The organism is Streptomyces sp. WAC 06738 (assembly GCF_003945505.1).
GTDB lineage: Bacteria > Actinomycetota > Actinomycetes > Streptomycetales > Streptomycetaceae > Streptomyces.
Genome location: NZ_CP029618.1, coordinates 7,420,181 through 7,445,481 on the forward strand (window position 1 = coordinate 7,420,181; position 25,301 = coordinate 7,445,481).

A 25,301-nucleotide genomic window follows, 5' to 3' on the forward strand; every position below is an offset into this window, starting at 1 on the left:
GAGCGATCCGCGGCGGCGGCGCCTGGTCCCTGAGAGTGAGACGGGCGCGGGGCGATGCGCTCGCGGCGGCGATGCCCGCGCGGGCCCGCCTCGCGCTCAATGGCCTCATGGCAGCGAACGCGAAGATCCCGAACGACCCCGCCCCGCCTCCGGGTCCGCGCCCCGGTCCCACCCGGCTGGGCCGGACACTCCGGCGGACGAAGTGGCTCGTGGTGATCGTGTGGCTGGCGCTGGCCGCCGCCGGCACCGTCCTGGCCGCCGGGCTCGGCGACGTACAGCGCGACGACGCCGCCGCGTACCTGCCGAGCGGCTACGAGTCCAGCGTCGTCGCCGAGTTGACCGAACCCGACGCCGACCACCCGCGGGCCGAGACCGCCCTCGTCGTCTTCAGCCGGGAGGAGGGGCCGCTCACCGGCGCCGACCGCGCGGCCGTCACCGCCGGCCGCACGGCGCTGGCCGCCGTCGACGCCCCCGGCGTCGGGCGGCCCGGCGCGCCGGTGGTCTCCGACGACGGCCGGGCCGCGCTCGTCCCCGTACGCATCCAGCCTGAGCACGCCGACGACGAGCGGCTGGAGAACGGCGTGGCGGCGCTGCGGACCGCGCTCGACGGCGTCGGCGGCTCCGGCCTGCGCGTCCAGGTCGCCGGCGAGGCGGCCCTCGGCGTCGACAACAGCGGCGGCGACGTGGACGCGGCGCTCATGCTCACCTCCATGGTGATCGTGGCGGTCCTGCTGCTCCTCACCTATCGCAGCCCGGTGCTGTGGCTCGTACCGCTGCTCGCCGCGCTGGCCGCCGTGCTGACCGCCCGCGGCGCGGCGTACGGACTCGCCAAGGCCGGCCTGTCGGTCACGGACCTCTCCTCCGCCATCCTCATCGTCCTGGTCTTCGGCGCCGCCACCGACTACGCGCTGCTGCTGCTGGCCCGTTACCGCGAGGAACTCGCCCGCCACCTAGACCGGCACGAGGCCATGGCCGAGGCGCTGCGCCGCACCACCCCCGCCATCGTCGCCAGCGCCGGCACCGTCGTCGCCGGCCTGCTGTGCCTGCTGGTCGCCGACCTCGCCGGGCTGCGCGGCCTCGGCCCGGTGGCCGCGTCCGGCATCGCCGTCGCGCTGCTCGCCATGCTCACGCTGCTGCCGGCCCTGCTCGTGTGCGCGGGCCGCTGGCTGCTGTGGCCGCGCAGCCCGTACCCCGGCAAGCCGCGCGGCGCGGACAGCCACCGCATGTGGAGCGCGCTCGGCAGCCGCGTCGTCCGGCGCCCGCTGCGCTACGCGCTCCTCACCACCCTGGCCCTCGCCGCCGGCGCGGCCGGCCTGACCGGGCTGCACACCTCCGCCGACCCGCTGGACAAGGTGCCGCCGTCCGCCGAGTCCGCCGCCGGGCAGCGGGTGCTCACCGCCCACTTCCCCGACGGGGTCTCCGCACCCCTGACCGTCGTCCTGCCCGCCGACGCCGCGCCCCGCACCCTCCGCGCCGCCGAACGCACCGCCGCCGCCCTGCCCGGGGTCGCCGCCGCCGAGGCCGGCGACCCGGTCGCCGGGCGGCCCACCGTGCGCGTGGAACTGGACGTCGACCCGTACGGCGACGACGCCCGCGACACCATCCGCGCGCTCCGCGCCGACCTCGCCCGCGTCACCGACGGCGCCCTCGTCGGCGGCACCCCCGCCGTCCAGCTCGACTACCGCAGCGCGGCCCTGGACGACACCGGACGCATCGTCCCGCTCGTGCTGCTCGCCGTCGCCGTCATCCTCACCCTGCTGCTGCGCTCCCTGGTCGCCCCGCTGGTGCTGATGGCCGCGAACGTCCTGTCGTTCGCGGCCTCGCTGGGGCTGGCGACGCTGGTCTTCGACCACGTGATGGGCTTCGGCGGCGTGGCCGCGGACCTGTTCGTCTACATCTTCGTCTTCCTCGTCGCCCTGGGAGTCGACTACACGATCTTCCTCATGGAGCGCGTCCGCGAGGAACGCCGACACGCCCCCACCCGCGAGGCCGTCCACCGCGGCCTCACGGCCACCGGCGGCGTGATCACGGCCGCGGGCCTGGTCCTGGCCGGCACCTTCGCGGCCCTGGGCCAGATCCCGGACGTGACGGTCGCCGAGGTCGGCATAGCGGTGGCGATCGGCGTCCTGATCGACACCTTCCTCGTGCGCTCCCTGCTCATCCCGGCCGCGGTCACCCTCCTCGGCGAGAAGACCTGGTGGCCGTCCCGCCCACCACGGTGATAGCCCCGGCCCCGGCCCGGAACGGCCGCACAGTCAGCGCCCGTACCGGACGACTCCGTCGACCGGGGCCCGCCGGTCCGCGGCCCGTTCGAGCAGCGGGCTCTCGCGCAGGGCCGACTCCAGTTCGTAGTCGGCCCAGGTGACACCGCCCGCGATGACGTACGTCTCCACCGACCCGGCCTCCAGCAGGTAGATCTCATGCCCCGCCCGGATCTCCCCGAGCCTGCCCTCCAGTTCCGCCCGCTCCGGCGGCGCGGCCCGGCGCAGATGCACGGGACCGAGGTCGTTCCAACTGGAGATCCGCCACAGGTCGGAGAAGAGGATGTCCCGTACGACGAGGGTGTCGTCCACGTCGAGGTCTTCCAGCGGCGGAGTGCCGCGGAAGACGGCGCACGGGTAGTTGGGCCGGTAGACCAGCAGCCCGAAGTGACGCTCGTCCCGGAACTCGGGCACCGCTTCTTCCCGCCGTTCGGTCGTCACGTCACGGGCCTCCACTCGTCGAATTTCCTGTTCCAGCGGTAGAAGTCAACCTTATCCATCAGGCCGGCCTTGTGGACTTGGATCAGTTCCCACTGGGTCGCGAAGATGCGCCCGTTGGCGAAGGCGTCGTCCGCCAGGTGCAGGCCGCCGGCGTCGTTGAGCGCACGGTTCAGCGCGCGCGCCGGCCCGCCGCCCGCGGCGGGCAGGCCGTCGAGCATGAAGGAGATGCGGCCTTCGCCGCGGCCCACCCGGGCGATCGCGTTGACCACCTCGTCCTGCCAGGTGGCGGCGAACGCCGGATCCATGAAGTGCCGGGCCTGTACGACCTCGGCGAAGTCCTGCACCTGGAGGCCGCCGCGCGTACTGCGGCCGAGGGCCACGTGGTCGAGCGGGCCGATGAAGCACGGGGTGAGACCCAGCGGATCGAACCACGTGTGGGGGTTGTGGACGTAGGCGTACGGGTTGGGTGCCGGGGTCAGTCCGAGGGGATCCGGGCTCGCGTAACGCGCCGTATCCGGGTCGTAGTAGCGCTGGCAGTTGTAGTGGAGACCGGTCTCCGGATCGAAGTACTGACCCGGGAAGCGCAGTGGGGTGTAGGCCGCGGAGTCGGCGGGCCAGCGGGTGTGGCCCCAGAGGGTGCGGCGGGCGCGCCACGCCACCTGCCCGTGCGGATCGACCAGTTCGGTCGGGGTTCCGACGAGGTCGGTGACGATGGCGAAGAAGCGGGAGTCGACCTCCTCCTGCGTGGTGGCCGCCGTCAGCCGTTCCGCCTGTGCGACGGGCTGCAGCCCGTCGTACTCCCAGGTCAAGGTGGCGTGGTGGGGCTGCCCCGCGGTCACCGTGGTCTGCTCCACCAAGGTGTTCCCGTCCCAGGTGAACAGGGTCTCCTCGGCGACGGCGGAGCCGTCGGGCGTCATCCGGTGCTTGGCGAGGCGGCGGCCGAACGGGTCGTAGAGGTAGCGCCAGACGGTGCCGTCGGGGGTGGTGACGGCGGTGATCCTGTCCTCGGCGTCCCACTCGTAGCGCCAGACCTCCGGCTTGCGCGACAGCCGGGACCTGGAGCGTACGGTGACGCGTCCGGCGGCGTCATACGTGTAGCGGACCCGGCCCGCGCCGACGAGCCGGCCGCTGTCCAGCTCACGGGACCCCCGGGCGTCGGGGGCCCACTGTTCGGGCCAGGACGCCCGCGTCTGGTTCCCGGCGGGGTCGTAGGCGTACTCCTCGCGCCAGCCGTCGGCCTCGACGCCGGTGACCCGGCCCACGGGGTCGAGCCGGAAGCGGCGCGAACCGCGGTGGTCCTCGACCTGGACGAGGTGACCGTCGCCGCGGTAGCCGTACCGGCGCCTCAGCACTTCGTCGGCGGGGCCGTGCACCCGCTGCTCGGCGAGGCGGCCGGCCGCGTCCCAGGCGCTGTCCAGAAGGAGGCCGTCGTCGATCGCCCGCGTCGTTTCGCGGCCCGCGGCATCGAAGGCCGAACGGATGACATGGCCGGCGAAGTCCACCTCGGTGCGCTGCCCCGTCTCGTCGTAGCCGTAGCGGGTACGGCCGCCGCCGGGCGTCACGCGCTCCGTGGGCCGTCCGATCGCGTCGTGTGCGACGGCCAGCGTGCGGCCGTTGACCGTCTCGGCGGTCAGCCGGCCGAGGACGTCATGGGTGCGGCGCAGATCGCAGCCGGGGGCGGTGGCGCGCAGGAGCCTGCCGAGCGGGTCGTGTGCGAACGTCGTGGCGACGCCGTCGACGAGCTTGGCCACGATCTGGCCGGTCCAGTCCCGCTCGAACTCCACGGTCTGGCCGAGCGGGTTGGTCCGCGAGGACATCCGGCCCGCGGCGTCGTGGCCGTAGCTGATGCGGACGCCGTGGAAGTCGGTCTCGGCGGTGAGGTTTCCAGCCGGATCGTACTCGTACGTCCACTCCCGGCCTTCCGGGTCGGCCACCGCGGTCAGCCGCAGCAGCGGGTCGTAGGTGTAGCGGTACGTCGCCCCGCCGGGGTCGGTACGCGCGGAGAGGAGGTCGAAGTGGGTGTACTCGTAGCGGGTGGCGCCGGCCTGCGCGTCGCGGTGGCCGACGCAGTTGCCCTCGCCGTCGTACTCCCAGGTCTCCCGCGCACCGTCAGGCGCGGTCCGGACGGCCAGTCTGCCCTCCACCGTCCAGCGCAGCCGGGTGACCCCGCCGTGCTGATCCGTCACCTCGGTCACCCGGCCGAACGCGTCGTGGCGGCGGACGATGCGGTGGCCGGCGGAGGTGGAGATGGTCAGGGGCAGCCCCGCGGCGTCGCACTTCACGTGCGTCGACTGTCCCAGCGGATCGGTGATCTCGGCGAGATGGCCGAACTCGTCGTACGCGTAGCGCGTGAAGGACCCGGCCGGGTCGGTAACCGACACGACCCGGCCCCCGGTGTCGTACTCCCAGAACCAACTGGCGCCGTCGGTGAGCCGGAGTGAGGTGAGCCTGCCGAGGTCGGAGTACGTCAGCTCCGACTCGGTGCCGTCCGGGTGGACCACACGGGTCGGCTGGCCGGCCGGGTTGTTGGTGTAGCGGGTGGTGTGGCCGAGTGCGTCCGTCTCCGAAACAACGTGGTGGTGCGCGTCGTACGCGGTGCGGGAGACTGCTCCGAGCGGGTTGATCTCGGCGATGACCTGGGTGTTCTCGTTGATCACGAAGCGCGTGGTGGCGCCTTCCGGGGTGGTGAGCGTGGTAATGCGCGCGCCCGGCCACGCGGGGTCGGAGCCGTCATACGCGAGGACGAGGGCGAGGACGCCGGACTCGCCGCGCTGCGCGACGCAGCGGTCGTGCTCGTCGTACGTGTATGTGTAGCGGCGGCTGTTGCGGTCGGTCCACGAGGTGATGCGCAGCCGCTCGTCGTAGGTGAAGCGCAGCGGGAGACCGGAGGAGTTGACGTCCTCGGTCAGGTTGCCGTCCTCGTCGTAGGCGAAGCTCTTGACGGTGACGTCGCTGCCGTCGTCGGCGGCACTGGCGAGGGCGAGGGCGGTGATGCGGTCTCCGGCCGTGGTGACCTTGAGGTGGTAGCCACCGGAATGCCGGATGCCGGCCAGTGCGCCGTCCTCGTCGTAGCCGAAGTCGAGGGTGTGGCCGTCACGATCCGACACCTGCTCGATACGGGCGACGCCGGCGCCGAGGACGTCGTCGTCCGAGGGCGGGGCGAAGCGGCGGGTGTGGCCCCTGACGGGATCCGTGACGCGGTAGCGGCCGTCCTCCAGACGCCGCAGCGGCCAGCGGGGCCCCTCCTCGGGCAGGACGTCCTCGTCCGCGCGGGCGGGATGCGGGTACTTCAGCAGCAGCCCGTCCTCGGAGACGAGGACCACGCCGTCGTCCTCGGCCTCCACCCGCTGGTCGGCGGTGGAGGTCCAGGTGGGGCCGAACCAGCGGCCGGCCAGGTAACCCGACTCCGCCCGACGGGTGAAGGCCAGCGGCAGCGCACCCGGCAACTCGACGTCGGTCTGCGTCAGGAACATCTTTCCCGTCGCCATGTCCACCGGGTCACCGCAGCCGCGGATGACGTTCTTGAGGCGGTTGTAGGCCCCCTTGGCCCCGTTCGCGAGCATGTCGCCGCCGCGTTTGGCCAGGCCGAGGACAGCGGCCTTCATGGCCTTCATGCCCGCCATGGCCTTCATGCCGCCCTTGGCCATCTTGGCCAGCCCGCCGAGGGTGGTGAGGCCCTTCATGCCGGGGATGCAGTCGAGGGCGGCGAAGGCGACGTCCCACAGAGATGCCTCGCCGTTCATGTACTTCATCAGTGTGTCGGCGAGGACCACGAGGGCGGCGGCGAGGACGACCCAGGCGAGGGGTCCGCCGATGATGAGGACGACGATGCCGAGGACGGCGACGATGACTTTGCAGACGGTGACGATGGTGTCCCAGTTGTCCTTGACCCAGTCGACCGCCTTCTCCCACCACTTCCGGTTCTGAATACCGGCATCCGAGGCTTCTTCGAGTTTGTCCTTGGCCTCGGAGGCGGCGTCCTCGCGCATCTTCTTCGCGTCGGCGGCCATCTTCTTGGCGGCTTCGAGGCCGCCTTGGGCGTTGTCGACGGCCGTCTGCGCGGAGGCGCGCGCGGACTTGGCGTCGGTGGCGTTGCGGGTCGCGGCGCGTACCTCGGACTCGTCGGGCTTCTCCTTGCCCTCCTTCTCGTCGTACTCCTCGGTCTTCTTCGTCGCCCGCTCCACCCACGAATTCGCGGAGTCAAGGCGGCCGTTGGCGGCGGTCAGATCACTCTGGGCTTCCCGGCCCTTGGCCAGGGCTTTGTCGGCCAGCGACTGGGCCCGCTCCAGCTTCGGCCAGTACGCCGCCAGGGCATCGCCCGCCAGGTCGTAGGAGCGCTGGAGCTTCTTGAGGTTCTTGGGGACTTCCTCGAACTCGTCCTGGAACGCCTTCGCGGTCTTCCCCGCCCAGCGAAGGAGGGCGTCCTCACCGGCCATCCCCTTGATCTGCCGCAACGCATCCGCCACGTCATCGGCGAAATCGTGCAGCTCACGCGCCAACTGCTTGACCCGCTCCGGATCACCCGGCGTCGGGTCGTCATCCAGATCGAGTACGTGCCAGTCCGTCGGCCGATTCCCCATACCTGCTCACCAACCCCCCGTGGCCTCCCGCCTTGTTATGGGCGGTGAGCCCCTTCAACGAAGGTACACCTGGCTGTGTCCACGCAGGGTTTGTCTGCGCGGCGGCGGGCTCCCGGGCCGGGGCGGCCGGGGGCCCGTGAAGGTGTGCTCGCGGCTGCGCGGATTGTGTTCGTTGCGGCGGTAGCGTCGGCGGGCGGCAAGTCACGGCGGGATCGGTGTCGGATCCGGGCGGGCGCGTTCGTGGAAGAGGTGAGAGGGCGCCCGCCGGGGCGGCCGGAGAAGGGAACGATCATGAAGCTGACGACCGTCACCAACGTCTCCGTCGACGGAGTGATGCAGGGCCTCGGCCGGGCGGACGAGGATCGCAGGGACGGGTTCGAGCGCGGCGGGGTGGGCGCTGCCGTTGTTCGGGCGGGAGGCGGAGGCGTATCTCGGGGAGGTGTACCAGCGGGCCGACGCCTTTCTCTTCGGGCGCTGGACGTACGAGGTCTTCGCCGGCTCCTGGGGCGTGCTGCCCGACCCCGGGGACAACCCCATCGGCGGCCCGCTGAACCGGCAGCCCAAGTACGTGGTGTCGAACACGCTCGACGAGCCGCGGTGGGCCGGCACCCGCGTCCTCTCCGGCGACCCCGTGAGCGCCGTACGGGAGCTGAAGGCCGGCGCCGACGGCGAGGTGCAGGTGCACGGGAGCGGCAGGCTGCTGCGCTGCCTGCTCGCGAACGGCCTGGTCGACGAGATCACGCTCCTCACGTACCCCGTGGTCGTCGGCCAGGGCCGGCGGCTGTTCCCCTCCGACGGGCCCGACGCCGCGCTCGACCTGCTGGACCACCGGGCCTTCCCGGGCGGCGTCACGGCACACGTCTACCGGCCCGCCGGCCGCCCGGAGTACGCCGGTGAGGAGGCCGGCCCGGGGCGCTGACCGCACCGCCCCGGTCTCCCGCCCCGACCGCCTCCCCCCGGCCGTACGCGGCCCGTAGCCGAAAGGACCTCCCGATGCAGTACCTGGTCTCCGTGATCGACGACAGGACCGCCTCCGCCACCGAGGCGGAGATGACCGCCATCGACGCCTTCAACGACCGGCTCCGCGCCGCGGGCAACTGGGTCTTCGCCGGCGGCCTCGCCGCCCCCGACACCGCCACCGTCATCGACAACAGGGGCGAGCGGCCGCTGGTCACCGACGGGCCGTTCCTGGAGTCCAAGGAGTTCCTCGCCGGCTTCTGGGTCATGGAGGCGCCCGACCTCGACGTCGCCCTCGCGCTCGCCGCCGAGGGGTCGAGGGCCTGCAACCGCCGGGTCGAGGTACGGCCGTTCCTGTGAGCGACGAGGGGGTACGGGACGCGGTCGCCCGCGCGCACCGCGCGGAGTGGGCGCGTATCGTCGCCGCGCTGACCCGGCGCTTCGGCGACCTCGACATCGCCGAGGAGGCCGCGGCCGAGGCGTTCGCCACCGCCGTCGAGCGCTGGCCGGCCGACGGCGTGCCGCCCGGTCCCGGCGCCTGGCTCACCACCACCGCCACCCGCAAGGCGATCGACCGGATCCGGCGCGAGAGCAAGCGCGACGACAAGCAGCGGGAGGCCCGGATGCTCCACGACGACACCCCGCCGGAGGCCGTCGGCGCCATCGACGACGACCGGCTCCGGCTGATCTTCACCTGCTGCCACCCGGCGCTCGCACCGGAGGCCCGGGTGGCGCTGACGCTCCGGCTGGTCGGCGGGCTGACCGTGCCCGAGATCGCGCGCGCCTTCCTGGTGCGGGAGCCGGCGATGGGGCAGCGGATCACCCGCGCGAAGGCGAAGATCAAGGCGGCCGGCATCCCCTACCGGGTACCGGCCGCGGAGGATCTGCCGGCGCGGGTCTCCGGCGTGCTCGCCGTGCTCTACCTGGTCTTCAACGAGGGCTATCTGCCGACCGGTCCGGACGCGGGACCGGTGCGCCGCGACCTGACCGCCGAGGCGATCCGGCTCACCCGGCTCGTCCGCACCCTGCTCCCCGCGGACGGCGAGGTCGCCGGGTTGCTCGCGCTGATGCTCCTCACCGAGGCCCGCCGCCCCGCCCGGATCTCGGCGGCCGGCGAACTCGTGCCCCTCGGCGCGCAGGACCGCGGCGCCTGGGACGGCGCGCTGGTCGCCGAGGGCCACCGGCTGGTGCGCGAGCGGCTGGCCACCGGGCAGGCCCCCGGCCGCTACCAGATCCTCGCCGCGATCAACGCCGTGCACACCTCCGCGCGCGACGTGCGCGACACCGACTGGTCGCAGGTCGTCGCCCTCTACGACCAGCTCGTACGGATCGATCCCTCGCCGGTCGTCGCCCTCAACCGGGCCGTCGCGGTCGCGGAGACCGACGGCCCCGACGTCGCGCTGGCCGCCGTCGACCGGCTCGCGGACGGCCTCGCCGGCTATCACGCCTTCCACGCCACCCGCGCCGACCTGCTGCGCCGGCTGGGCCGCGGCGCGGCGGCACGCGCGGCGTACGACCGGGCGATCGAGCTGGCGGGCAACACCGCCGAGACCGCGTATCTGACCCGCCGCCGCGGCGAGTTGGGCTGAGGAGGCGGGCGGCCGGCGGTCGTCCGTCTCTGCCAAGGTCTCGCTGATCACGCGGGGGGCGAAGCCGGGATCGTCTCGGCGCGGATGCTCGCGGGGAGGCGCGCGAACGGCGGTGTCAGCGCGGCTCGTCGAGGGCGCGAAGCTGCCGGCGGTACGACAGCACCGCGGTCACCGTGAACACCAGCGGCAGCCCGGCGCCCATGACGGTGTACGGGGCGAGGACCGTCTCCAGGGGATCCGGCAGGCTCACGAAGACCGGCACGAGCATGAGCACGACCAGCGGGAAGAACGACACGAACGTCCAGGCGAAGCCCACCACCATCGCCGAACGCCGTGCGACCAGCCGGTCGATCCGGGCGGCGGCGGCCGGGTCCTGTGCCCAGCCCGCGCCGCGCAGCCGCTCCCAGTGCGCGCGCAGGGCGGCGACCTCGCGGTCGACGTCGACGTGGCGGTCGTCGAGGTACGGCAGTGGGAGCCGGCTGCCGTCCGGCCCGTAGGCGCAGGTGAGCACCTCCGGCGCGTGGCTCTGGGTGCCGGCGCCCGGATTGGGCTCGATCCGCAGATCCTGGATCTGCGCCCAGGCCAGGGAGCGCTGCCGGACCACCCCGCGGACCCTGACGCCCGCCTCGTCGGCGGTGGTCGCACAGCGCAGGGCGCCCCGGACGAGGAAGACCGCGAGCAGCAGGACGGCCTGGCCGGCGGCGACGCGGATCTGCCAGGGGACGTCCTCGACGAGCAGCACGGGAACGACGCCGGCGACCGACGCGAGACCCACGGCCGTGATCATCGCCCCGGCCTGGGCCGCGCTGATCCGGTACGTCCGCGGTAACCCGTCCTCGCTCACGCGCCGTCCCCCGTCGTCTCGGCCCCGGCCGCCTGCCGCCGGACGCACGGCACATGCTGCCGCGGCGGCCCCGCACCCGTCGAGGACCGACAGACCCTAGCGCTGGAGCTTGCCGTCCTCGATGCGGGTCTGGCCGAGCGGCGTCGCGTCGCGGAACTCCGGCAGCGTCATCGGCTGGTCGTAGAGGAAGAAGCTCTGGTTGCTGCCGATGGTGAACTCCATGTACGCGCCCGTGGTGGCGTCGAAGCCGTAGTACGCGCTGCACTGGCCGCCCGAGTAGTAGACGCCGTCCATGCCGGGCGCCGTCTTCGTCACCATGCCGTTCTGGGAGGAGTCGACGTCCTCCGGCGGGGTCAGCATGGCGCAGTACGAGACCGGCAGCCCTTCGAGGACGAAGTAGCCGTACTCGCCGTTGGCGTTCTGCAGGTAGACGTACGACAGCTTCCCGGGCTTCTCCCAGTTGTCGACCCACTTGTTGATGGTCTCCCGCGTCGGGGAGTACCGCATCGCGTCCGCCGGCTGGCGCTGCACGAGCCGGTCGTAGCCGGACTGCTTGGTCCGCGACTCCTGGGCCTGGGAGGAGTCGTCCGTGCAGGCCGCGGCGGTGAACGCGAGGACGGCGGTGGCGGCGAGGGCGGTGAGGATACGGGTCAGGCGGCGCACGAGGTCTCCTTCGCGTCGGTGCTCAGCTCGGCGGGCAGCCCGGCGTCCTTGAACGCCTTGCGGTGCTCCTGCCGGGACTTGGCGTTGTAGTCGTTGACCAGCTCGGCCCGGGCGGCGCGCAGCGCGGTGAGGGAGGTGGTGATCTGATCGGTGCGGTACTCGGACGGCTTGGTGTCCAGCTCGTCCCGGAGCGCGCCGATCTCGTCCTCCTTCGTCTGCACCGCCGCGCACAGGTCGAAGAACTCCTCGTAGGTGGAGAGGCGGAACTCGCCCGAGCCCACGGTGCGCTCGCGCGCTTCCGCCGCGCCGCGGAAGGGCGCGGTGGACCAGGCCGCCCCGCCCCAGGCGAAGACGCCGGCGACGTAGACGAGGGCGAGCAGCACGATCCCGGCGAGCGTGTAGCGCAGGGCGCGGCTGCCTTCGGCGAACACTCGTGAGTCGGTGGGCACGGGTCCTCCTCGCGGTCGGTGCGCGGCCGGGCCGGATGCCCGGTTCCGCGCGCGGCTGGCGCGGCTCGCCCCCCGCCGGTGCGGGTGGAGGGGATCCGGCCGGTACGGTCCGTGTCCGTCCGGTCACCGCCGCCTGCTCAGTTGTACTGCGCCGGTCCCGGGACTCCTCCCGAGCACGCGTGCGGGGTACGGGCCCGGCCCCGCCGTGCGGCGGTGAACCGTGACCCGTACCCCGGTGGTGCGGCGCGGCGGCCTGCCGTCAGAGGCGTACCTCCTCGGCACCCGCACCCGCACCGGCACCCGCGTCCGCCCCGGCGGCGCCGGCCGCGGGACGGCTGCTGCCGCGGCGGCCCATGAAGAGCGCGGTGAGCAGCGCACCCGCGGCCGCCACTGCGGCGGCCCCGGTGAACGCCGCGCTGAACCCGTCGGTGAGCGCCGGCAGGTCGCCGAGGCGGTCGGCGCCCTGCGAGGTGGCCAGCGCGGTCAGCGCCGCGAGGCCGAGGGCGGAGCCCACCTGGTACGTGGTGTTGACGATGCCGGACGCCAGCCCGGCCTGCTCCTGCGGGACGCCGGACATCGCCGCCATCAGCCCCGGGATGTACGCCAGCGACATGCCCAGCGCCGCGACGAGCGAGGCGGGCAGGACGTCGACCGCGAACGACCCGGTGGGCTCGACCGCCGACAGCCACAGCAGCCCGGCCGCCAGCGTCAGCAGCCCGCCGACCAGCAGCGGCTTGGGCCCGAACCGGCCCAGCAGCCGGGCGGACAGCAGGGTCATGACGACCATCAGCAGCCCGGTCATGGGCAGCAGCGCGGCACCGGAGGCGAAGGCCCCGTAGCCGAGGACCTGCTGGAGGTAGAGGTTGAGGAAGTACCACATCGGAATCCAGGCGGCGCCGAGCAGCACCATGGCCAGGTTCGCGGAGGCCAGCCGCGGCGTGCGCCACACGCCCAGCGGCATGAGCGGCGACCGGGCGGTGCGCTGGATCACCAGGAAGAGCGCCAGCAGGGCGGCGGCGCCGGCCAGTTGGACGACGGTGGCGGCGGCGCCCCAGCCCACCTCGGGGGCCCGGACGACGGCGAAGACCGCGAGCGCCAGCCCGGCGGTGACGGCGCCGGCGCCGAGCACGTCCACGCCGCCGCGGCGGGGCTGGACGGACGGCAGCAGGCCGGTGGCGAGCAGGGTGGCGATGCCGATGGGCACGTAGATGATGAAGATCCACGGCCAGCTCAGCCACTCGGTGAACACGCCGCCGAGGAAGACCCCGGCGGTGCCGCCTGCCGGGGCCGCGGCGCCGTAGAGCGCGAGCGCCTTGCCCAGCTCCCGCGGGTCGTGGCTGAAGAGGATCATCAGCAGGGTCATCGCGGAGGGCGCGATGAGCGCCCCGCCGACGCCCTGCACGGCGCGCCCGGCGATCTCGACCGCCGCGCTCTGCGCCGCGGCGGCCACCACGGAGCCGGCGATGAGCACGCCCCATCCGGTGACGAACACGCGCCGGGCGCCGAAGAGGTCGGAAAGCCGGCCGCCGAGGAGCAGCAGACCGCCGAAGGCGACGACGTAGGCGTTGAAGACCCACTGCAGATCGCCCGGTGAGAAGCCCAGGTCGCGCTGCATCTCGGGGAGCGCGACGCCGATGATCGAGGTGTCCATGATGACCATGAACTGCGCGGTGGCGAGCACGAGCAGTGCCCACCAGCGGCGGGGGTTGACGGATGACATGGCAGTACGCCTCCTCTGAGAGAAATACCCCCTGGGGGTATGCGAGGAAGATATAACACTACCCCTGGGGGGTATGCAAGTCCGGGGTGGCTGAGGGTGCCGTCCGGGACGGGGTGGGGGTGATCCCTGACGCCCCGGGGCCGCCGCGCCGGTTGACTGCGGTCAACGGCGCGCGGCGACCGCCGCGGGCCGTACCTGACCGAGGGGGATCGACATGACCGACGGCATACGTGCGACGGGGCGCCGCTGGGCACTGCTCGCCGCCGTGGGGGCGCTGGTCGCGGGCGGCATCGCACCCGCCGCCGCGCTGGACGCAGGGGAGCGGAACGCCGGGTTACCCGCCGGGCACGACGGCACGCAGGCGGCGCTGGACGCCATCGTCGCGGAGGGCACCCCGGGCGCGCTCGCCGCGGTACGCGACGGGCGGCAGCGGTGGTCCGGAAACGCCGGGGTGCGGGACCTGGCGACGGGCGAGCCGCGCCGGGACCGCGACCGATTCCGGGTGGGCAGCCTCACCAAGACGTTCACCGCCACGGTGCTGCTGCAACTCGACGCGCGGGGGGTGCTCTCGCTCGACGACACCGTCGAGCGCTGGCTCCCCGGCGTCGTCCGCGGCAACGGCAACGACGGCCGCAAGATCACCGTGCGCCAGCTTCTCGACCACACCAGCGGGATCTTCAACTACAACCGCGACGAGGGCTTCCTCGCCACGTTCACCGGCGAGTCCTTCCTCGACCACCGCTACGACGGTGCCACCCCGGAAGAGCTGGTCGAGATCGGTCTGTCGCACCCGCCGCTCTTCGCCCCGGGCACCGGCTGGGAGTACTCCGACACCAACTACATCCTGGCCGGCATGGTCATCGAGCGCGCCACGGGCGACTCCTACGCCTCCCAGGTCGGCCGGTGGATCCTGAAGCCGCTGAAGCTGCGGGCCACCTCCGTGCCCGGCTCCTCCGCCGCGGTGCCGCGTCCCCACGGCCGGCACTACTCCAAGCTCTACGAGGAGGACCCGAACGCCCCGGTCCACGACGTGACCGAGTTCAACCCCACCGTCGCCTGGTCCGCCGGGCAGGTCATCTCCACCACCGGCGACCTGAACCGCTTCTACGCCGCCCTGCTCGGCGGGGAACTGCTGCCCCGCGAGCAGGTGGACCAGATGCTCACCACCGTGCCCATCGAGTCGGAGGAATCGGGCGCGAGCGGCGCACCCACCGCGGCGTACGGCCTCGGCATCCGGTCCGACCGGCTCTCCTGCGGGGTCACGGTCTGGGGCCACGGCGGCCAGGTGCCCGGCTCCCTGTCCCGGGCCGCGGCGACCCGCGACGGCCGCCACGTGCTCACCGTGAACCGGAACGGCGACTGGGGCGCCCAGGAGGGGGAGAACGCGGTCCTGGAGGCCGAGTTCTGCGGCTGACGGCCGGAGGGCCGCCCCGCCGGAAGCGGGGTGGCCCTCGCCGTGTGGCCGCCGGTGCGGCCCGCCTCTCCCGGGGCTCGTGGGTCGGTCGCCGCGCGTCGCCGCGGGCGGCGCGCAACCGCAGGTCGGGGTGGTCGCGTCCGAGAGGGGTACGGGCCGGGCGCCGCCCGCGCCCGCGCGGGTAACCTGCTCCCGGCGCGCGCCGAACGGGCCGTGCGCCGGGGTGACTTGGGGGGAGTACCGGGGGATGACGGGGGAACCACCGGCCGGTGTGCCGCAGGCGGCGCCGGCCGAGGTCGGGCCGTACCGGATCGTCAGACGGCTGGGCGCCGGCGGCATGGGGCAGGTCTATCTGGCGCGCTCCGCCGCCGGCCGCCCGGTGGCGGTCAAGACGGTGGACTCCGGGGGCCCGGTCACCGACGACGCACGGCGCCGGTTCGCCCGCGAGGTCGCCCTGGCGCGCCGGGTGAGCGGGGCGTACACGGCGGCCGTCGTCGACGCCGACCCGGACGCGGCGGTGCCGTGGATGGCGACGGAGTACGTGCCCGCCCCGTCACTGGCCCAACTCGTCCGCACCCGCGGCCCGCTGCCCGCCGACGCCGCGCTCTGGGTCGCGGCCGGCACCGCGGAGGCGCTGGCGGCGCTCCACGCCGAGGGGATCGTGCACCGCGACCTGAAGCCGTCGAACGTGCTGCTGCCCGTGGCGGGACCGCGCCTCATCGACTTCGGCATCTCGCGCCCCGTCGACCTCACCCGCACCACGGTCAGCCTCGGCAGCGTCGCCTTCAGCGCCCCCGAACAGGCACGCGGCGAGCCCAGCACTCCGGCCGCCGACCTCTACGCGCTGGGCGCCACGGTGTTCTACCTCGTCACCGGCCGCCCGCCGTACGCGGACACCGCCGACTTCTTCCGGCTGCTGCCCCGCGTGGCCAGGGCCGAGCAGGATCTCACCGGGCTGCCGCCCGAGCTGGCGGACGCGGTGCTGCCGTGCCTGCGGGCGGAGGCCGCAGACCGGCCGGACGCGGCGGCGGTCGTCGCCGAGTTCGGCTCCCGGCTGGCGGCGCGGCCGGGCGCGGCGGGCGGCGGGGACTGGCTGCCGCGGGAGTGGCTGGCGGCGATCCGGGAGCGGGAGGCGCGCGAGGACGCGGCACCGGGCGCGGAAGCGGGCGGTACGGGGCCGGCGGGCCCGGAGGCAGTGGCGCCTGAGTCCGTGGCGCCGCAGGCCGCGCTGCCGGAGTCCGGCGGTACAGAGCGGACCCGGGGCGCCGGTGACGTGGCCCGTACGGCGGTGGCGCCCGGCGGCGCCCCGGCCGCACCGGCGCCCGCGCGGCCCCCGCGCCGCCGCCGGCTGGCGTGGCTGGTCGCCTCCGCCGCGGTCGCCGCCGTCACCGCGTCCTCGATCGTGCTCGTCGCCCTGGCCGACGACGACGGCCGGAAGCTCCCGCCGACGGCCGCGGACGACGGGGCGGACGCCGACGGCGCCGCGGACCGCGACCCGCCCGCCGACGACGCGGCGGAGCCTGACGGCCGGGGCGGGAAGGGCGAGAAGGACCGGGAGCCCGAGGACCCGCACGCCGCGCTCGAAACGAAGGAGGACGTGGCGAGCGCCAAGCTCATCGACGCCTCGCGCAAGGGCGACTGCCTGACGGTCCACTACGCCGTCGTCGGCTTCGAACCCGAGAAGGCCACCCCCGAGAAGGTCCCCTGCGACTCGCCCCGCGCCGCCACCGTCGTCACGGGCAAGTCCGAGGGCACGTCCGACGACTGCACCGGGGGCCCGGACAGCGTGGAGTGGTCGCTGCTCGACTACGGGACCGGGCTCTGCCTGGACCGCAACTTCCAGGTCGGCGACTGCTTCCCGGTCCGGGAGTACGTCGGCGGCAACCGCGACGAGGGCTACGCCGTCTCCTCCTCGCGCCGCTGGGCCGCCAACCTGGCGTCCCAGACCGACTGCTCGGGCGGCAGCCCGTCGCGGATTTTCGAGCAACTGGCCCGCGTGACCGCCGTCCACCCGGCGTCCGCCGCGGACGACGGCGTCTGCGCCGACGCCTGGAAGGTCCAGAGCGGCACCCGGGCCATCTGCACGGAGGTGATCGCGTGAGCGCGGGCGAAGGAGCGGGCCCCGGCGACCGGTTCGGCCCGTACGAGGTGCTGCGGCTCCTGGGCCGCGGCGGCATGGGCGAGGTGTTCCTGGCCCGCTCGCCCGCCGGGCGGCCGGTCGCGGTGAAGACCCTGCTCTCCGAGACCGCGCCGCTGGGCGCGGCGGAGCGCGCGCGGTTCGCCCGCGAGATCGCGCTCGCCCGCCGGGCCGGCGGCCCCCACACCGCCGCGGTCATCGACGCGGACCCGGAGGCGGCGGTGCCGTGGATGGCGACGGAGTACGTCGCCGCCCCCTCGCTCGGCGAACTGGTCCGCGACTGCGGGCTGCTGACAGCTCCCGCCGCGGTCGGGTGGGTCGGTGCGGGCGTGGCCGAGGCGCTGCTCGCGCTGCACGCCGTGGGCGTCGTCCACCGGGACGTCAAGCCGTCGAACGTGCTGCTGCCCCCGGCGGGACCGAAGGTCGTCGACTTCGGCATCGCGCACGCCGCCGACCTCACCCGCACGCAGGTCACGCTGGGCACCATCGCCTTCACCTCGCCCGAGCAGGCCCGCGGCGAGCCCAGCACGGCGGCGTCCGACGTGTACGCGCTGGGCGCCACGCTCTTCCACCTCGCCACCGGGCACCCGCCGTACCCCGAGAGCGAGCCGCTGCAACTGCTCGTCAGGGTGGCCGAGGCGCGCGTTGAACTCGCCGGGCTGCCCCCGCAGCTCGACGACCTGATCCGCCCCTGCCTCCGGCTGGCGCCGGCCGACCGGCCCGCGGTGCGGGAGCTGCTACGGGACCTGACGGCCCGCGTCGCCGACGCGCCCGGCGCGGCCGGCGGCGCGGGGCTGCTGCCGGGGGAGTGGCGGGAGCGGATCGCGGCGTACGAGCGCACGGGCGCCGCCGCGGCGGCGGAGGCGGAGACGGCCCCGGCGCTGGCGGACGCCCGCCCGGCACCGGCGCCACCGGCTCGGAAGCCCGGCCCGCCGGACCCGGCGGCACGGCCCGGGCAGGCCGAACGGAGCGGACCTACCGAACCGTCCGAGCAGGCGGAACCGTCCGAGCAGGCCGGACCGGCCGCGGAGGGCGGGCACGCCGCCGCGGCGGCAACCGGGACCCTCCCCCTGCGCGCCGGCGCCCCCGGGCCCGCCCCGGTCCCCGGCGATCCGGGCGCCACCACGACCGCGCCCACCCCGGTCCGTACCGGAGGCAAGAGGGCCGCCACCGCGCCGCTGCTGCCGTCCCGCGCACCGGCCAGGCTCGCCGCGTTGACGGTCCTGCTCTGCCTCGGCGTCGTCGTCGCCCTCCTCATCGACCGGCTCCCCGGTGACGCCCCCGAAGCCCGCGGTTCCGCTCCGCCCGCCTCCCCCGCCGCCGGTACGCCCGCCGCACAGGACCCGGCGCCGCCCACCACCCCGACCCCCGTCGCCACCCCGCCGAAGAACGAGATCGCCGGGGTGGAGAAGGGCGACTGCCTCAGCATCAGCCAGCCCGCCGACCGCAACCTGGCCATGTGGGACCCGTGGTCCGGAGTGGAGGAACTGGACCCCGTGCCCTGCGACTCGAGCAAGGCGTACATGAAGGTGACCTCGCTCCGCTGGACCGAGACCTTCGCCGACCCGGTGTGCCCGCGCAGCGAGGCCCGCGATGAGTTCTCCGTCGACTACGACCCCGGCGACGGGAGTTACAGCGACGCCGCCGTCGCGGTCTGCGTCGCGCGGCAGTTCCGGGCGGGGCAGTGCTTCCCCGGCCTCTACGCGGCCGACGACATGTCGGAGAGCGCCGCGAGCCTGCTCTCCGTGACGCGCTGCAGCAAGACCGAGATCCCCGAGATCGACAACCGCATGTACCGGATCACCGGCGTGGAGCCGCTGGCGGAACCGCAGACCTGCCCACCCGGCTCGGACACCTACTGGGCCTTCACGGAACGCGGCTTCGCGCTCTGCGCGGGCATGCTCTGAACCCGCCGCACGCCGCCCGCGCGGCGCCCGGTAGCGTGCCCGCGAGCGGCGAGGGGAGACCACTGGTGCGGGGGGACGGGCGGGGCACGCACGGCGCGCCCGACCTGAGGCGGTTGCCGGCCGCGGCCGCCGCGACGGTTGCGGACGAGCCGGCGGACCCGGAGGTCGTGGCGGAGGCGCGGCGCCGCAAGGAGGCCGCGCTGCTGGACTTCGGCACCGGGCAGAGCGTCGTGGCCTCGTGGCTGTACACGAAGTGCCACCGCCACCTCGCCACCACCGCGATCCCCACCGCCGCCGTCACGGCCACCGGCGACGGCCGCTGCACGCTGCTCTACAACCCGTACTTCTTCGCCTCGCTCGAGTTCGAGGGCGTCAAGTTCGTGCTGTTCCACGAGGCGCGGCACCTCATGCACCGGCACCTGTACGTGGACGAGGAACTGCGCTCCGACCCGGTGTTCACGCTCGCCGCCGAGGTGGCGATCAACCACGTCGCGCTGCGCCGGCTGGGCCGCACCGCGTTACCGGAGGCGGTGCCGGAAGGCGGCGGCCCGCCCGGGCCGGTGGGCGTCGACCCGGCCGCGGTGTACCGCGCGTACCGGGACGACCTGCGGGAACAGGGGCTGGCCCCGCTGCCGTACGACGAGTTCATCCGCACCGACCTGACGGTCTACGGCGAACTGCGCCGTATGAAGGCCCCCGGCACGCCGGCGTCCGGCTCCTGCGTGCACCTCGCCGGCGGCGCCGCCGGCACCGAAGTCCCGCTGGACCCCGAGACCGTCGGGCAGGTCGGCGACGACGTGCTCCGCGAGGTGATGCGGTCCGCGCTGCGCGGCGGCCGGTCGGCCCGCGACGAACTGCTCGGCCTCGCCGACCGCACCGCGGACGGCGGCGAGCGGTTCAGCCGGCTGTGGGGCCGCCTCGGACTCGACAAGCTGCGCGGCAGCACGCCCCGTACGCGCCGGGTCGACTGGTGGCAGCGGTGGCTCACCGACGTGCTCGCCTCCAAGCTCACCGAGAGCGAACGACTGGTCTACCCGAAGAAGCAGGGCGCGATCGTCCTCGCGCTCGGCCACGAGCCGATGCTCACCCGCCGCGGCCCGGAGCGGACGAAGGTGGTGCTCGTCGCGTTCGACACCTCGGGGTCCATGCCCGACGCGGTGGTCGAGTGGCTGACCACCCTGGTCGGGCAGACGGACGGGGTGGAGAGCCACTGGCTCTCCTTCGACGGCACCGTGATGCCGTTCGTGCCCGGGGAGCGGGTGGCGGGCGGCGGCGGCACGGACTTCCGATGCGTCGTCGACTACGCGGAAGGCCGGCTGGAGGTCGCCGGGAAGCCCTTCCCGCACGAGCCCGACGCGGTGATCGTCGTCACCGACGGCTACGCGCCCCACGTCACCCCCGCCGACCCCGACCGCTGGATCTGGCTGATCACCGACGGCGGCGACGACTGGCCGGAGCGGCACCACCGCCCGATGGCCTGCCACCGGGTCACGTCCGAACCACAGCAGAGGAGAAACGCCTAGTGGCCGCCGCGACACCGCCCGCCGCGATATCACCGGAACCGCCCGCCGCGGGCAGGCGGTGGAGGGCGAACGCCACGTATCCGGAACCGCCGCAGGAGGGGCCGGCCGCCAAGCTGGAGAAGTTCATCGACGCGATGATCGCCACCGGCCAGACCGGGCAGATCTTCGGCGAGCACGGCATCGGCAAGACGTCCACCTTCGTCTCGTACGTGCCGAAGCGGTACCCCGGCACCGGCCTGGTGGTCCTGCCCGCGGCCAACCTCGCCCCGGACGACCTGCTGATCAACGCCCCCGTACGCGACGAGCGCAGCGGCGAACTGGCCCTGCGGCAGCTCGTGATGCGCCAGCTCACCCCCGGCACCCCGTTCGTCCTCCTCGTCGACGACTCCCTCCAGGCGGGCAACACCGTCCAGTCCCAGCTCATGCAGATGGCCTGCAACTGGACCCTCGGCGAGTACGACCTGCGCGAGCTGGGCTGCGTCGGGGTGTTCCTCACCGACAACGAGTCGCTCGCCGAGACCAGCGTGCGCCGCTCCGACCTGGCGATCCTGGACCGGATGGTGACCCTCCGGCTGTCCGCCAACGACACCGCGTGGCGGTACGCGCTGGCCGCCCGGTTCCCCGACTGGGACCTGCGCGAGGTGTTCCGGCAGTGGGCCGCCCTCGACCCGCACCTGCGCGGCCTGCTCTCGCCGCGCACCCTCCAGCACGTACTCGACTGCGCCCGCGCCGGCTTCCCGCTGGCCTGGGGGCTGCCGCTGCACAACGGCCGCCGGCTGGCGCTGGTCGAGACCGGCGCCGAGGGCGCAGGCGGCGCGCCGGGCCGGGACCGTACGGACGAAGTCCTCGACGCCATCGCCGCGGCGGTCGGCGCCGCCAACCCCGCCACGGTGACCGACCCGGTCCGCCGCATCCTCAGGGCCGCCGCGGCACACCGCTGGGCGGTGCTGCTCCAGGGGCCGCCCGGCTGCGGCAAGACCGAGATCGCCAAGCAGGTCGCCCGCGAGGAGACCGGCCGCGAACCGGTGTACTTCTCGCTGCCGGTGACCAACGTCGAGGACCTGTGCGTACCCGTGCCGACCGCGGACGGCGCGCTGGAGGCGATGCTCGCCAGGTCGCTGCTCGACCCGGAGCCGAAGGTGCTCATCTGGGACGAGTACAACCGGCCCAAGGACAAGGCGACGTACGCGAAGCTGATGGAGATCACCCAGGAGTGGACGCTCGCGGGCCGCGAACTGCCCGGGCTGCGCGCGCAGGTGGCGCTCCAGAACCCGCCCTACCACCTGGGCCGCAAGATGCTCGTCAGCAGCAACAACGTCGCCCAGGCCAGCCGGTTCACGGTCAGCTACGAGGTGCGGCCGGAGGACATCCCGGCCAACGAGTGGCTGATCTCGACGTACGGGGAGACCGCCGAGACCGTCCTCGAATGGTGGAAGAACGACATCGACGACGAGGGCCGCGACTGGGTCACCAAGCGCACCCTGGAACGGCTCATCAAGCTGCACCGCGCCGGCATGCCGCTGGAGCAGGGGCTGATCTACCTCGGCGACGGCGAGTACGCGCCGGTGCCGCTCTCCGGCCTCGAGGCGCGGCTCGCGGAGCGGCCGCAGATCGGGCTGGCGGAGCTGGCCGCCGACCTGGCGGGCTGGCAGGCCCGGCTGGCGGCGGCCGTCGAGACGTCCGCGGAGGGCACCAACGACACCGACCTGGTGCACCAGGTGTTCTCCAACGCGGAGGTGTCGCAGCTCGAACGGCACCTCGACGTGGTCGCACGGCTGCTGCCGCACCTGCCGCCCAAGCTGCGCGCCACCTACCTCGTGGGCCAGGCGCAGGCGCGCCAGCGCTTCTGGATCACCGCCCTGGCCCGGATGGGCGAACTGGCCGCCGCCCCCGCCTACTCCTTGTCCTCCGCTTCCCCTTCCCCGTCCACTTCGTCTTCCTCCTCGTCCTCGTCCTCGTCGTCGTAGTAGTGGTCCTCCCAGTTCTCGTCGATGTCGTCCTCGCTGAACGGGCGGACCATCGGCACCGCGACGGTGGACTGCTCGTGGCCCACCGTCCAGGAGTTGCGGAAGAAGTCGAACTTCAGGTGGAAGAGGCCGTCGTGCTCGGTGAAGAGGATCGGCGGCACGAGGAAGTGCGCCACGTCCACGGTCGCCGCCGTGGTGACGAAGTCCTCCGCCGGGGGCACGGGCGGACCGCCCTGGCAGGAGGCGAAGTTCACCGGCTCCGGCGCCTTGCCGCCCAGCACGTGGATGCGGTTGCCCTCGACGACGAACCGGTCCGGGTCGAGCACCACGTCCTCGCCGAGCATCATCACCGGCGCCGGCAGCACCTCCGCCTTGGCGGCGTCCTGCGCCCGCACGTAGTGCCCGATCACGTCGGCGTTGCGCGAGGTGTCGAAGTGCGGTCCGAGGAGGCCGCCGTCGCAGATGCCGCACGCGCAGTCGGGCATGTCCTCGGTGGCGGACTCCTCGGGCTCCGGGAAGAGCATGCTCTTGTCGAACGGCGCGAGGGGTGACGTGCCGCCGCTCTCCTCCAGGAACGCCGGTATCCAGTCGGTGCCCTCGGCCTCGACCACCGTCGTCTCGCACGCCGCGCGGAACGCCTCGTCGCCGACCTTGCAGTTGAAGTAGTCCAGCAGCGTGATCGCCGCGCACGCGGCCGGCGACAGGTCGCCGGACGCGGGGAACCAGAAGTCGTGCCCGTTCGCGACGAAGTCCAGCCCGCGGAACCGCTTGTGCAGGAACGGCTCGCCGGCCGCGCCCGTGCCGAGGTCGCCGCTCCAGTGCGCGGCGGCGACCCGGTTGTAGTAGTCGTCGGCGTACCGGGCGAGTTCGGGCGCGAAGACGCTCTCGCCGGTCAGGTAGCACGCCTTGGCGAAGAGGGCGCCGATCTCCGGGTCGTGCGCGGCGTCCGGCGCGGTGAAGACCAGCTCCGTGCGGACGAAGACCTTGCGGCCTTCCAGGTACGGGGCGCCTTCGTGCTCGTACCGCTGATCGAAGATCACGCAGGTGAAGGGGGCGATGTCGGTGAGCGCGGCACCGCCGGTGAGGTCCAGGGCGGGGCTGCCCGTGCCGCCGGTGAGGTACAGCAGCACGGTGTAGCGGGAGACGTGCCCGCGCGACCGGTCGTAGTACGGGGTGTCGCGGTGGCGGTGGAAGTTGGCGTCGTCCGGCTCGAAGCGGTTGCACCGGAAGACGGGGTTGACGTGCGCGAAGCCGTCGAGCCGTGCCCGGGGCATGGCCTCCGCCACCGCCTCGGTCAGGGCCTCGGCGAGGAGGGCCGAGTGGAAGATGAAGCGGTCGCCGCCGCGGGAGCCGCTGTTGAGCGGCGGCACGTAGAGATCGAGGCCGTCCAGACCCGCCAGCCGCGCCCGCGCCGCCGCGGGCAGCCCGATCGAGAAGGAGTACGCCCCCTCCGCGAACTCCGTGCGGTCCGTCAGCTCGAACTCCAGCCCGGCGTCGGCGAAGAGCCGGTCGAGCGGGAGGATGTTCTCGTACGTACGGAAGGACATCTCCCGCGGGTCCGCGAAGACGGCGGCCAGATACGGCGCCGCCTCGCTGGGCCGCGCGAACAGGTCGCGCACGCCCGCGTCGATGCGCTCGGCGTCGACGAAGCGGACGGCCTTGAACCGGGCCGTCGGATGCCAGGAGACCGCCAGCCCGTCGAGCACGGCGGCGGGCTCGGCGTCGGTGGCGTCGACCAGCGCGCGATACCGGTCGACCTCCTCGGCGGGCGCCCGCCCGGCGGCGGCGGACAGGGCGAAGAACCGGTCGCGGAGCTCGGTGCTCACACGCTCCTCCAATAACTGCGCAGTACGGGCGGGAGTGCGGATGCGGCGGCGAGCCGGCGCGCGCCGGCGTCGCCGACGTCCGCGGCATAGAGCAGCAGCCGGGTGAGCGAACCGAGGAACGGCGCCGCGAGCAGCGCCTCGGCGCCCTCCTCGCCGATCGCGTTGTAACGCAGGTCGAGTTCGGTGAGGCCGCCGAAGGCGTGCAGGGCACGCACCCCCTTCGCGGTGAGCGCGTTGTGCTGGAGGTGCAGGCGGCGGACGCCGGTGAAGAAGGGGTTGGCCGCCAGCGCGGCCAGGCCGCTGTCCCCGACGTGGCAGTACCGCAGGTCGAGCGCGCCGATCCGGCCGGGCGCCGCCGGCGCCGCGAGGGTCCGGCCCCCGGCCGCCTCGGCGCGGAAGTACGAGGACACCGCCAGCGCCTTGGCACCCAGCGCCCCGACGCGGAGATAGGACAGGTCGACGGAGGTGAACGCGGCCAGGTCGAGCGTCGCGAGGGTGCCCGCCTCGACCTCGGCGGACGGCAGCGGCTCGCCGTCCTCGTCCGTGTCGTCGTCCCAGTAGTCGAACTCCGCCGGGTCGCTCTCCGGCGGCACGATCTTCAGCGCGGTCGCGAACGGCGCGACCCGCAGGGCCTGTTCGATCAGCATGGGCGCGTCGTCGTCCCATTCGACGGCGATCGCGGTGGCGAACCCGTGCCGCCGCTCCCGGGCGCTGACCCCCTCCGGCAGCTCCGCGTCCCAGCTCTCCCGGTGCTCCGCCACCAGCGCGTCGATCTCCCGCTCGACGGCCTTCCGGCCGCCGCCCGGAGCGACGCGCGCCCGCCGCTCCGCCAGCCGGATCAGCTCCGCGCGGGGGTCTCCGCGCTCCTGCAGCCGGTCGCCGTAGACCAGCCAGGACGCCAGGTCGTCCGGGCGCTCCCGCAGTGTTCTCTCAAGGGCCCCTAAGGTCATTGCCGGAGGCTAACAGCGGGCACTGACACACCGGTTCGCCCCCCGCGCGGGCACGCGGACGGGCGGCCGGCGG

Annotated in this window: 17 protein-coding genes; 9 read left to right on the top strand and 8 right to left on the bottom strand. The window is 73.9% G+C overall.

The features are described from left to right. Positions 1 to 107 precede the first annotated feature (107 nt). Positions 108 to 2,222 carry an MMPL family transporter gene (locus DMB38_RS32300; RefSeq protein WP_164716156.1) on the top strand — a complete coding sequence of 705 codons (2,115 nt, stop codon included), beginning with the start codon at positions 108 to 110 and terminating at the stop codon, positions 2,220 to 2,222. Positions 2,223 to 2,255: 33 nt separating this feature from the next. On the opposite strand, the gene DMB38_RS32305 is transcribed toward DMB38_RS32300, so the two are convergent. Together DMB38_RS32305 and DMB38_RS32310 are read right to left on the bottom strand one after the other, a co-directional pair. Beyond that, positions 2,256 to 2,702, bottom strand: a complete 447-nt coding sequence (locus DMB38_RS32305) for a hypothetical protein (protein WP_240662582.1) — start codon at positions 2,700 to 2,702, stop codon at positions 2,256 to 2,258. Then, positions 2,699 to 7,282 carry an RHS repeat-associated core domain-containing protein gene (locus DMB38_RS32310; protein WP_125938137.1) on the bottom strand — a complete coding sequence of 1,528 codons (4,584 nt, stop codon included), beginning with the start codon at positions 7,280 to 7,282 and terminating at the stop codon, positions 2,699 to 2,701. The genes DMB38_RS32305 and DMB38_RS32310 overlap by 4 nt, the downstream gene beginning before the upstream one ends. Before the next feature lie 403 nt (positions 7,283 to 7,685). On the opposite strand from DMB38_RS32310, the gene DMB38_RS32315 reads away from it, so the two are divergent. From DMB38_RS32315 to DMB38_RS32325, 3 genes are all read left to right on the top strand, one after another. Beyond that, complete coding sequence (locus DMB38_RS32315; protein WP_240662583.1) at positions 7,686 to 8,201, top strand: dihydrofolate reductase family protein; 516 nt, start codon at positions 7,686 to 7,688, stop codon at positions 8,199 to 8,201. 74 nt (positions 8,202 to 8,275) lie between these two features. Beyond that, the gene (locus DMB38_RS32320) at positions 8,276 to 8,599 is read left to right on the top strand and encodes a YciI family protein (RefSeq protein WP_125938138.1); all 324 of its coding nucleotides are present in this window, start codon (positions 8,276 to 8,278) and stop codon (positions 8,597 to 8,599) included. Next, entirely contained in the window at positions 8,596 to 9,828 is a 1,233-nt protein-coding gene (locus DMB38_RS32325; RefSeq protein WP_125938139.1) for a DUF6596 domain-containing protein, read from the top strand. The genes DMB38_RS32320 and DMB38_RS32325 overlap by 4 nt, the downstream gene beginning before the upstream one ends. A 115-nt stretch (positions 9,829 to 9,943) precedes the next feature. On the opposite strand, the gene DMB38_RS32330 is transcribed toward DMB38_RS32325, so the two are convergent. The 4 genes from DMB38_RS32330 to DMB38_RS32345 form a co-directional block, all read right to left on the bottom strand. Further along, positions 9,944 to 10,672: a PH domain-containing protein gene (locus DMB38_RS32330; protein WP_125938140.1), complete on the bottom strand. Its 729-nt coding sequence runs from the start codon at positions 10,670 to 10,672 to the stop codon at positions 9,944 to 9,946. A gap of 96 nt (positions 10,673 to 10,768) precedes the next feature. Further along, positions 10,769 to 11,335: a hypothetical protein gene (locus DMB38_RS32335; RefSeq protein ID WP_125938141.1), complete on the bottom strand. Its 567-nt coding sequence runs from the start codon at positions 11,333 to 11,335 to the stop codon at positions 10,769 to 10,771. After that, positions 11,323 to 11,784 carry a hypothetical protein gene (locus tag DMB38_RS32340; RefSeq protein ID WP_125938142.1) on the bottom strand — a complete coding sequence of 154 codons (462 nt, stop codon included), beginning with the start codon at positions 11,782 to 11,784 and terminating at the stop codon, positions 11,323 to 11,325. The genes DMB38_RS32335 and DMB38_RS32340 overlap by 13 nt, the downstream gene beginning before the upstream one ends. Positions 11,785 to 12,043: 259 nt before the next feature. Continuing rightward, complete coding sequence (locus tag DMB38_RS32345; protein ID WP_125938143.1) at positions 12,044 to 13,504, bottom strand: MFS transporter; 1,461 nt, start codon at positions 13,502 to 13,504, stop codon at positions 12,044 to 12,046. 214 nt (positions 13,505 to 13,718) lie between these two features. Between DMB38_RS32345 and DMB38_RS32350 the strand changes: the two genes are divergently transcribed. The 5 genes from DMB38_RS32350 to DMB38_RS32370 all read left to right on the top strand — a co-directional run bounded on the left by DMB38_RS32350 (position 13,719) and on the right by DMB38_RS32370 (position 22,452). Continuing rightward, on the top strand, positions 13,719 to 14,918 hold the full coding sequence (locus tag DMB38_RS32350) for a serine hydrolase domain-containing protein (protein ID WP_125938144.1): 1,200 nt from the start codon (positions 13,719 to 13,721) through the stop codon (positions 14,916 to 14,918). A 247-nt stretch (positions 14,919 to 15,165) separates the two neighbouring features. Continuing rightward, on the top strand, positions 15,166 to 17,019 hold the full coding sequence (locus DMB38_RS32355) for a serine/threonine-protein kinase (protein WP_125938145.1): 1,854 nt from the start codon (positions 15,166 to 15,168) through the stop codon (positions 17,017 to 17,019). Beyond that, positions 17,016 to 18,962: a serine/threonine-protein kinase gene (locus DMB38_RS32360; protein ID WP_125938146.1), complete on the top strand. Its 1,947-nt coding sequence runs from the start codon at positions 17,016 to 17,018 to the stop codon at positions 18,960 to 18,962. Before DMB38_RS32355 ends, DMB38_RS32360 begins: the two co-directional genes overlap by 4 nt. Before the next feature lie 65 nt (positions 18,963 to 19,027). Next, positions 19,028 to 20,485: a hypothetical protein gene (locus DMB38_RS32365; RefSeq protein ID WP_125938147.1), complete on the top strand. Its 1,458-nt coding sequence runs from the start codon at positions 19,028 to 19,030 to the stop codon at positions 20,483 to 20,485. After that, entirely contained in the window at positions 20,485 to 22,452 is a 1,968-nt protein-coding gene (locus DMB38_RS32370) for an ATP-binding protein (protein ID WP_125938148.1), read from the top strand. Before DMB38_RS32365 ends, DMB38_RS32370 begins: the two co-directional genes overlap by 1 nt. On the opposite strand, the gene DMB38_RS32375 is transcribed toward DMB38_RS32370, so the two are convergent. Together DMB38_RS32375 and DMB38_RS37580 are read right to left on the bottom strand one after the other, a co-directional pair. Beyond that, complete coding sequence (locus DMB38_RS32375) at positions 22,380 to 24,278, bottom strand: hypothetical protein (RefSeq protein WP_125938149.1); 1,899 nt, start codon at positions 24,276 to 24,278, stop codon at positions 22,380 to 22,382. The genes DMB38_RS32370 and DMB38_RS32375 overlap by 73 nt on opposite strands. After that, positions 24,275 to 25,228 (bottom strand): TIGR02996 domain-containing protein, encoded by a 954-nt coding sequence (locus DMB38_RS37580; protein WP_125938150.1) that lies wholly within the window; start codon positions 25,226 to 25,228, stop codon positions 24,275 to 24,277. Before DMB38_RS37580 ends, DMB38_RS32375 begins: the two co-directional genes overlap by 4 nt. Positions 25,229 to 25,301: the final 73 nt, after the last annotated feature.

Excerpts from the sequence above, each read along its gene's own strand:
- DMB38_RS32300 (WP_164716156.1), top strand. The coding sequence starts at position 108 with ATGGCAGCGAACGCGAAGATCCCGAACGACCCCGCCCCGCCTCCGGGT.
- DMB38_RS32310 (WP_125938137.1), bottom strand. The coding sequence starts at position 7,282 with ATGGGGAATCGGCCGACGGACTGGCACGTACTCGATCTGGATGACGAC.
- DMB38_RS32320 (WP_125938138.1), top strand. The coding sequence starts at position 8,276 with ATGCAGTACCTGGTCTCCGTGATCGACGACAGGACCGCCTCCGCCACC.
- DMB38_RS32345 (WP_125938143.1), bottom strand. The coding sequence starts at position 13,504 with ATGTCATCCGTCAACCCCCGCCGCTGGTGGGCACTGCTCGTGCTCGCC.
- DMB38_RS32350 (WP_125938144.1), top strand. The coding sequence starts at position 13,719 with ATGACCGACGGCATACGTGCGACGGGGCGCCGCTGGGCACTGCTCGCC.
- DMB38_RS32355 (WP_125938145.1), top strand. The coding sequence starts at position 15,166 with ATGACGGGGGAACCACCGGCCGGTGTGCCGCAGGCGGCGCCGGCCGAG.
- DMB38_RS37580 (WP_125938150.1), bottom strand. The coding sequence starts at position 25,228 with ATGACCTTAGGGGCCCTTGAGAGAACACTGCGGGAGCGCCCGGACGAC.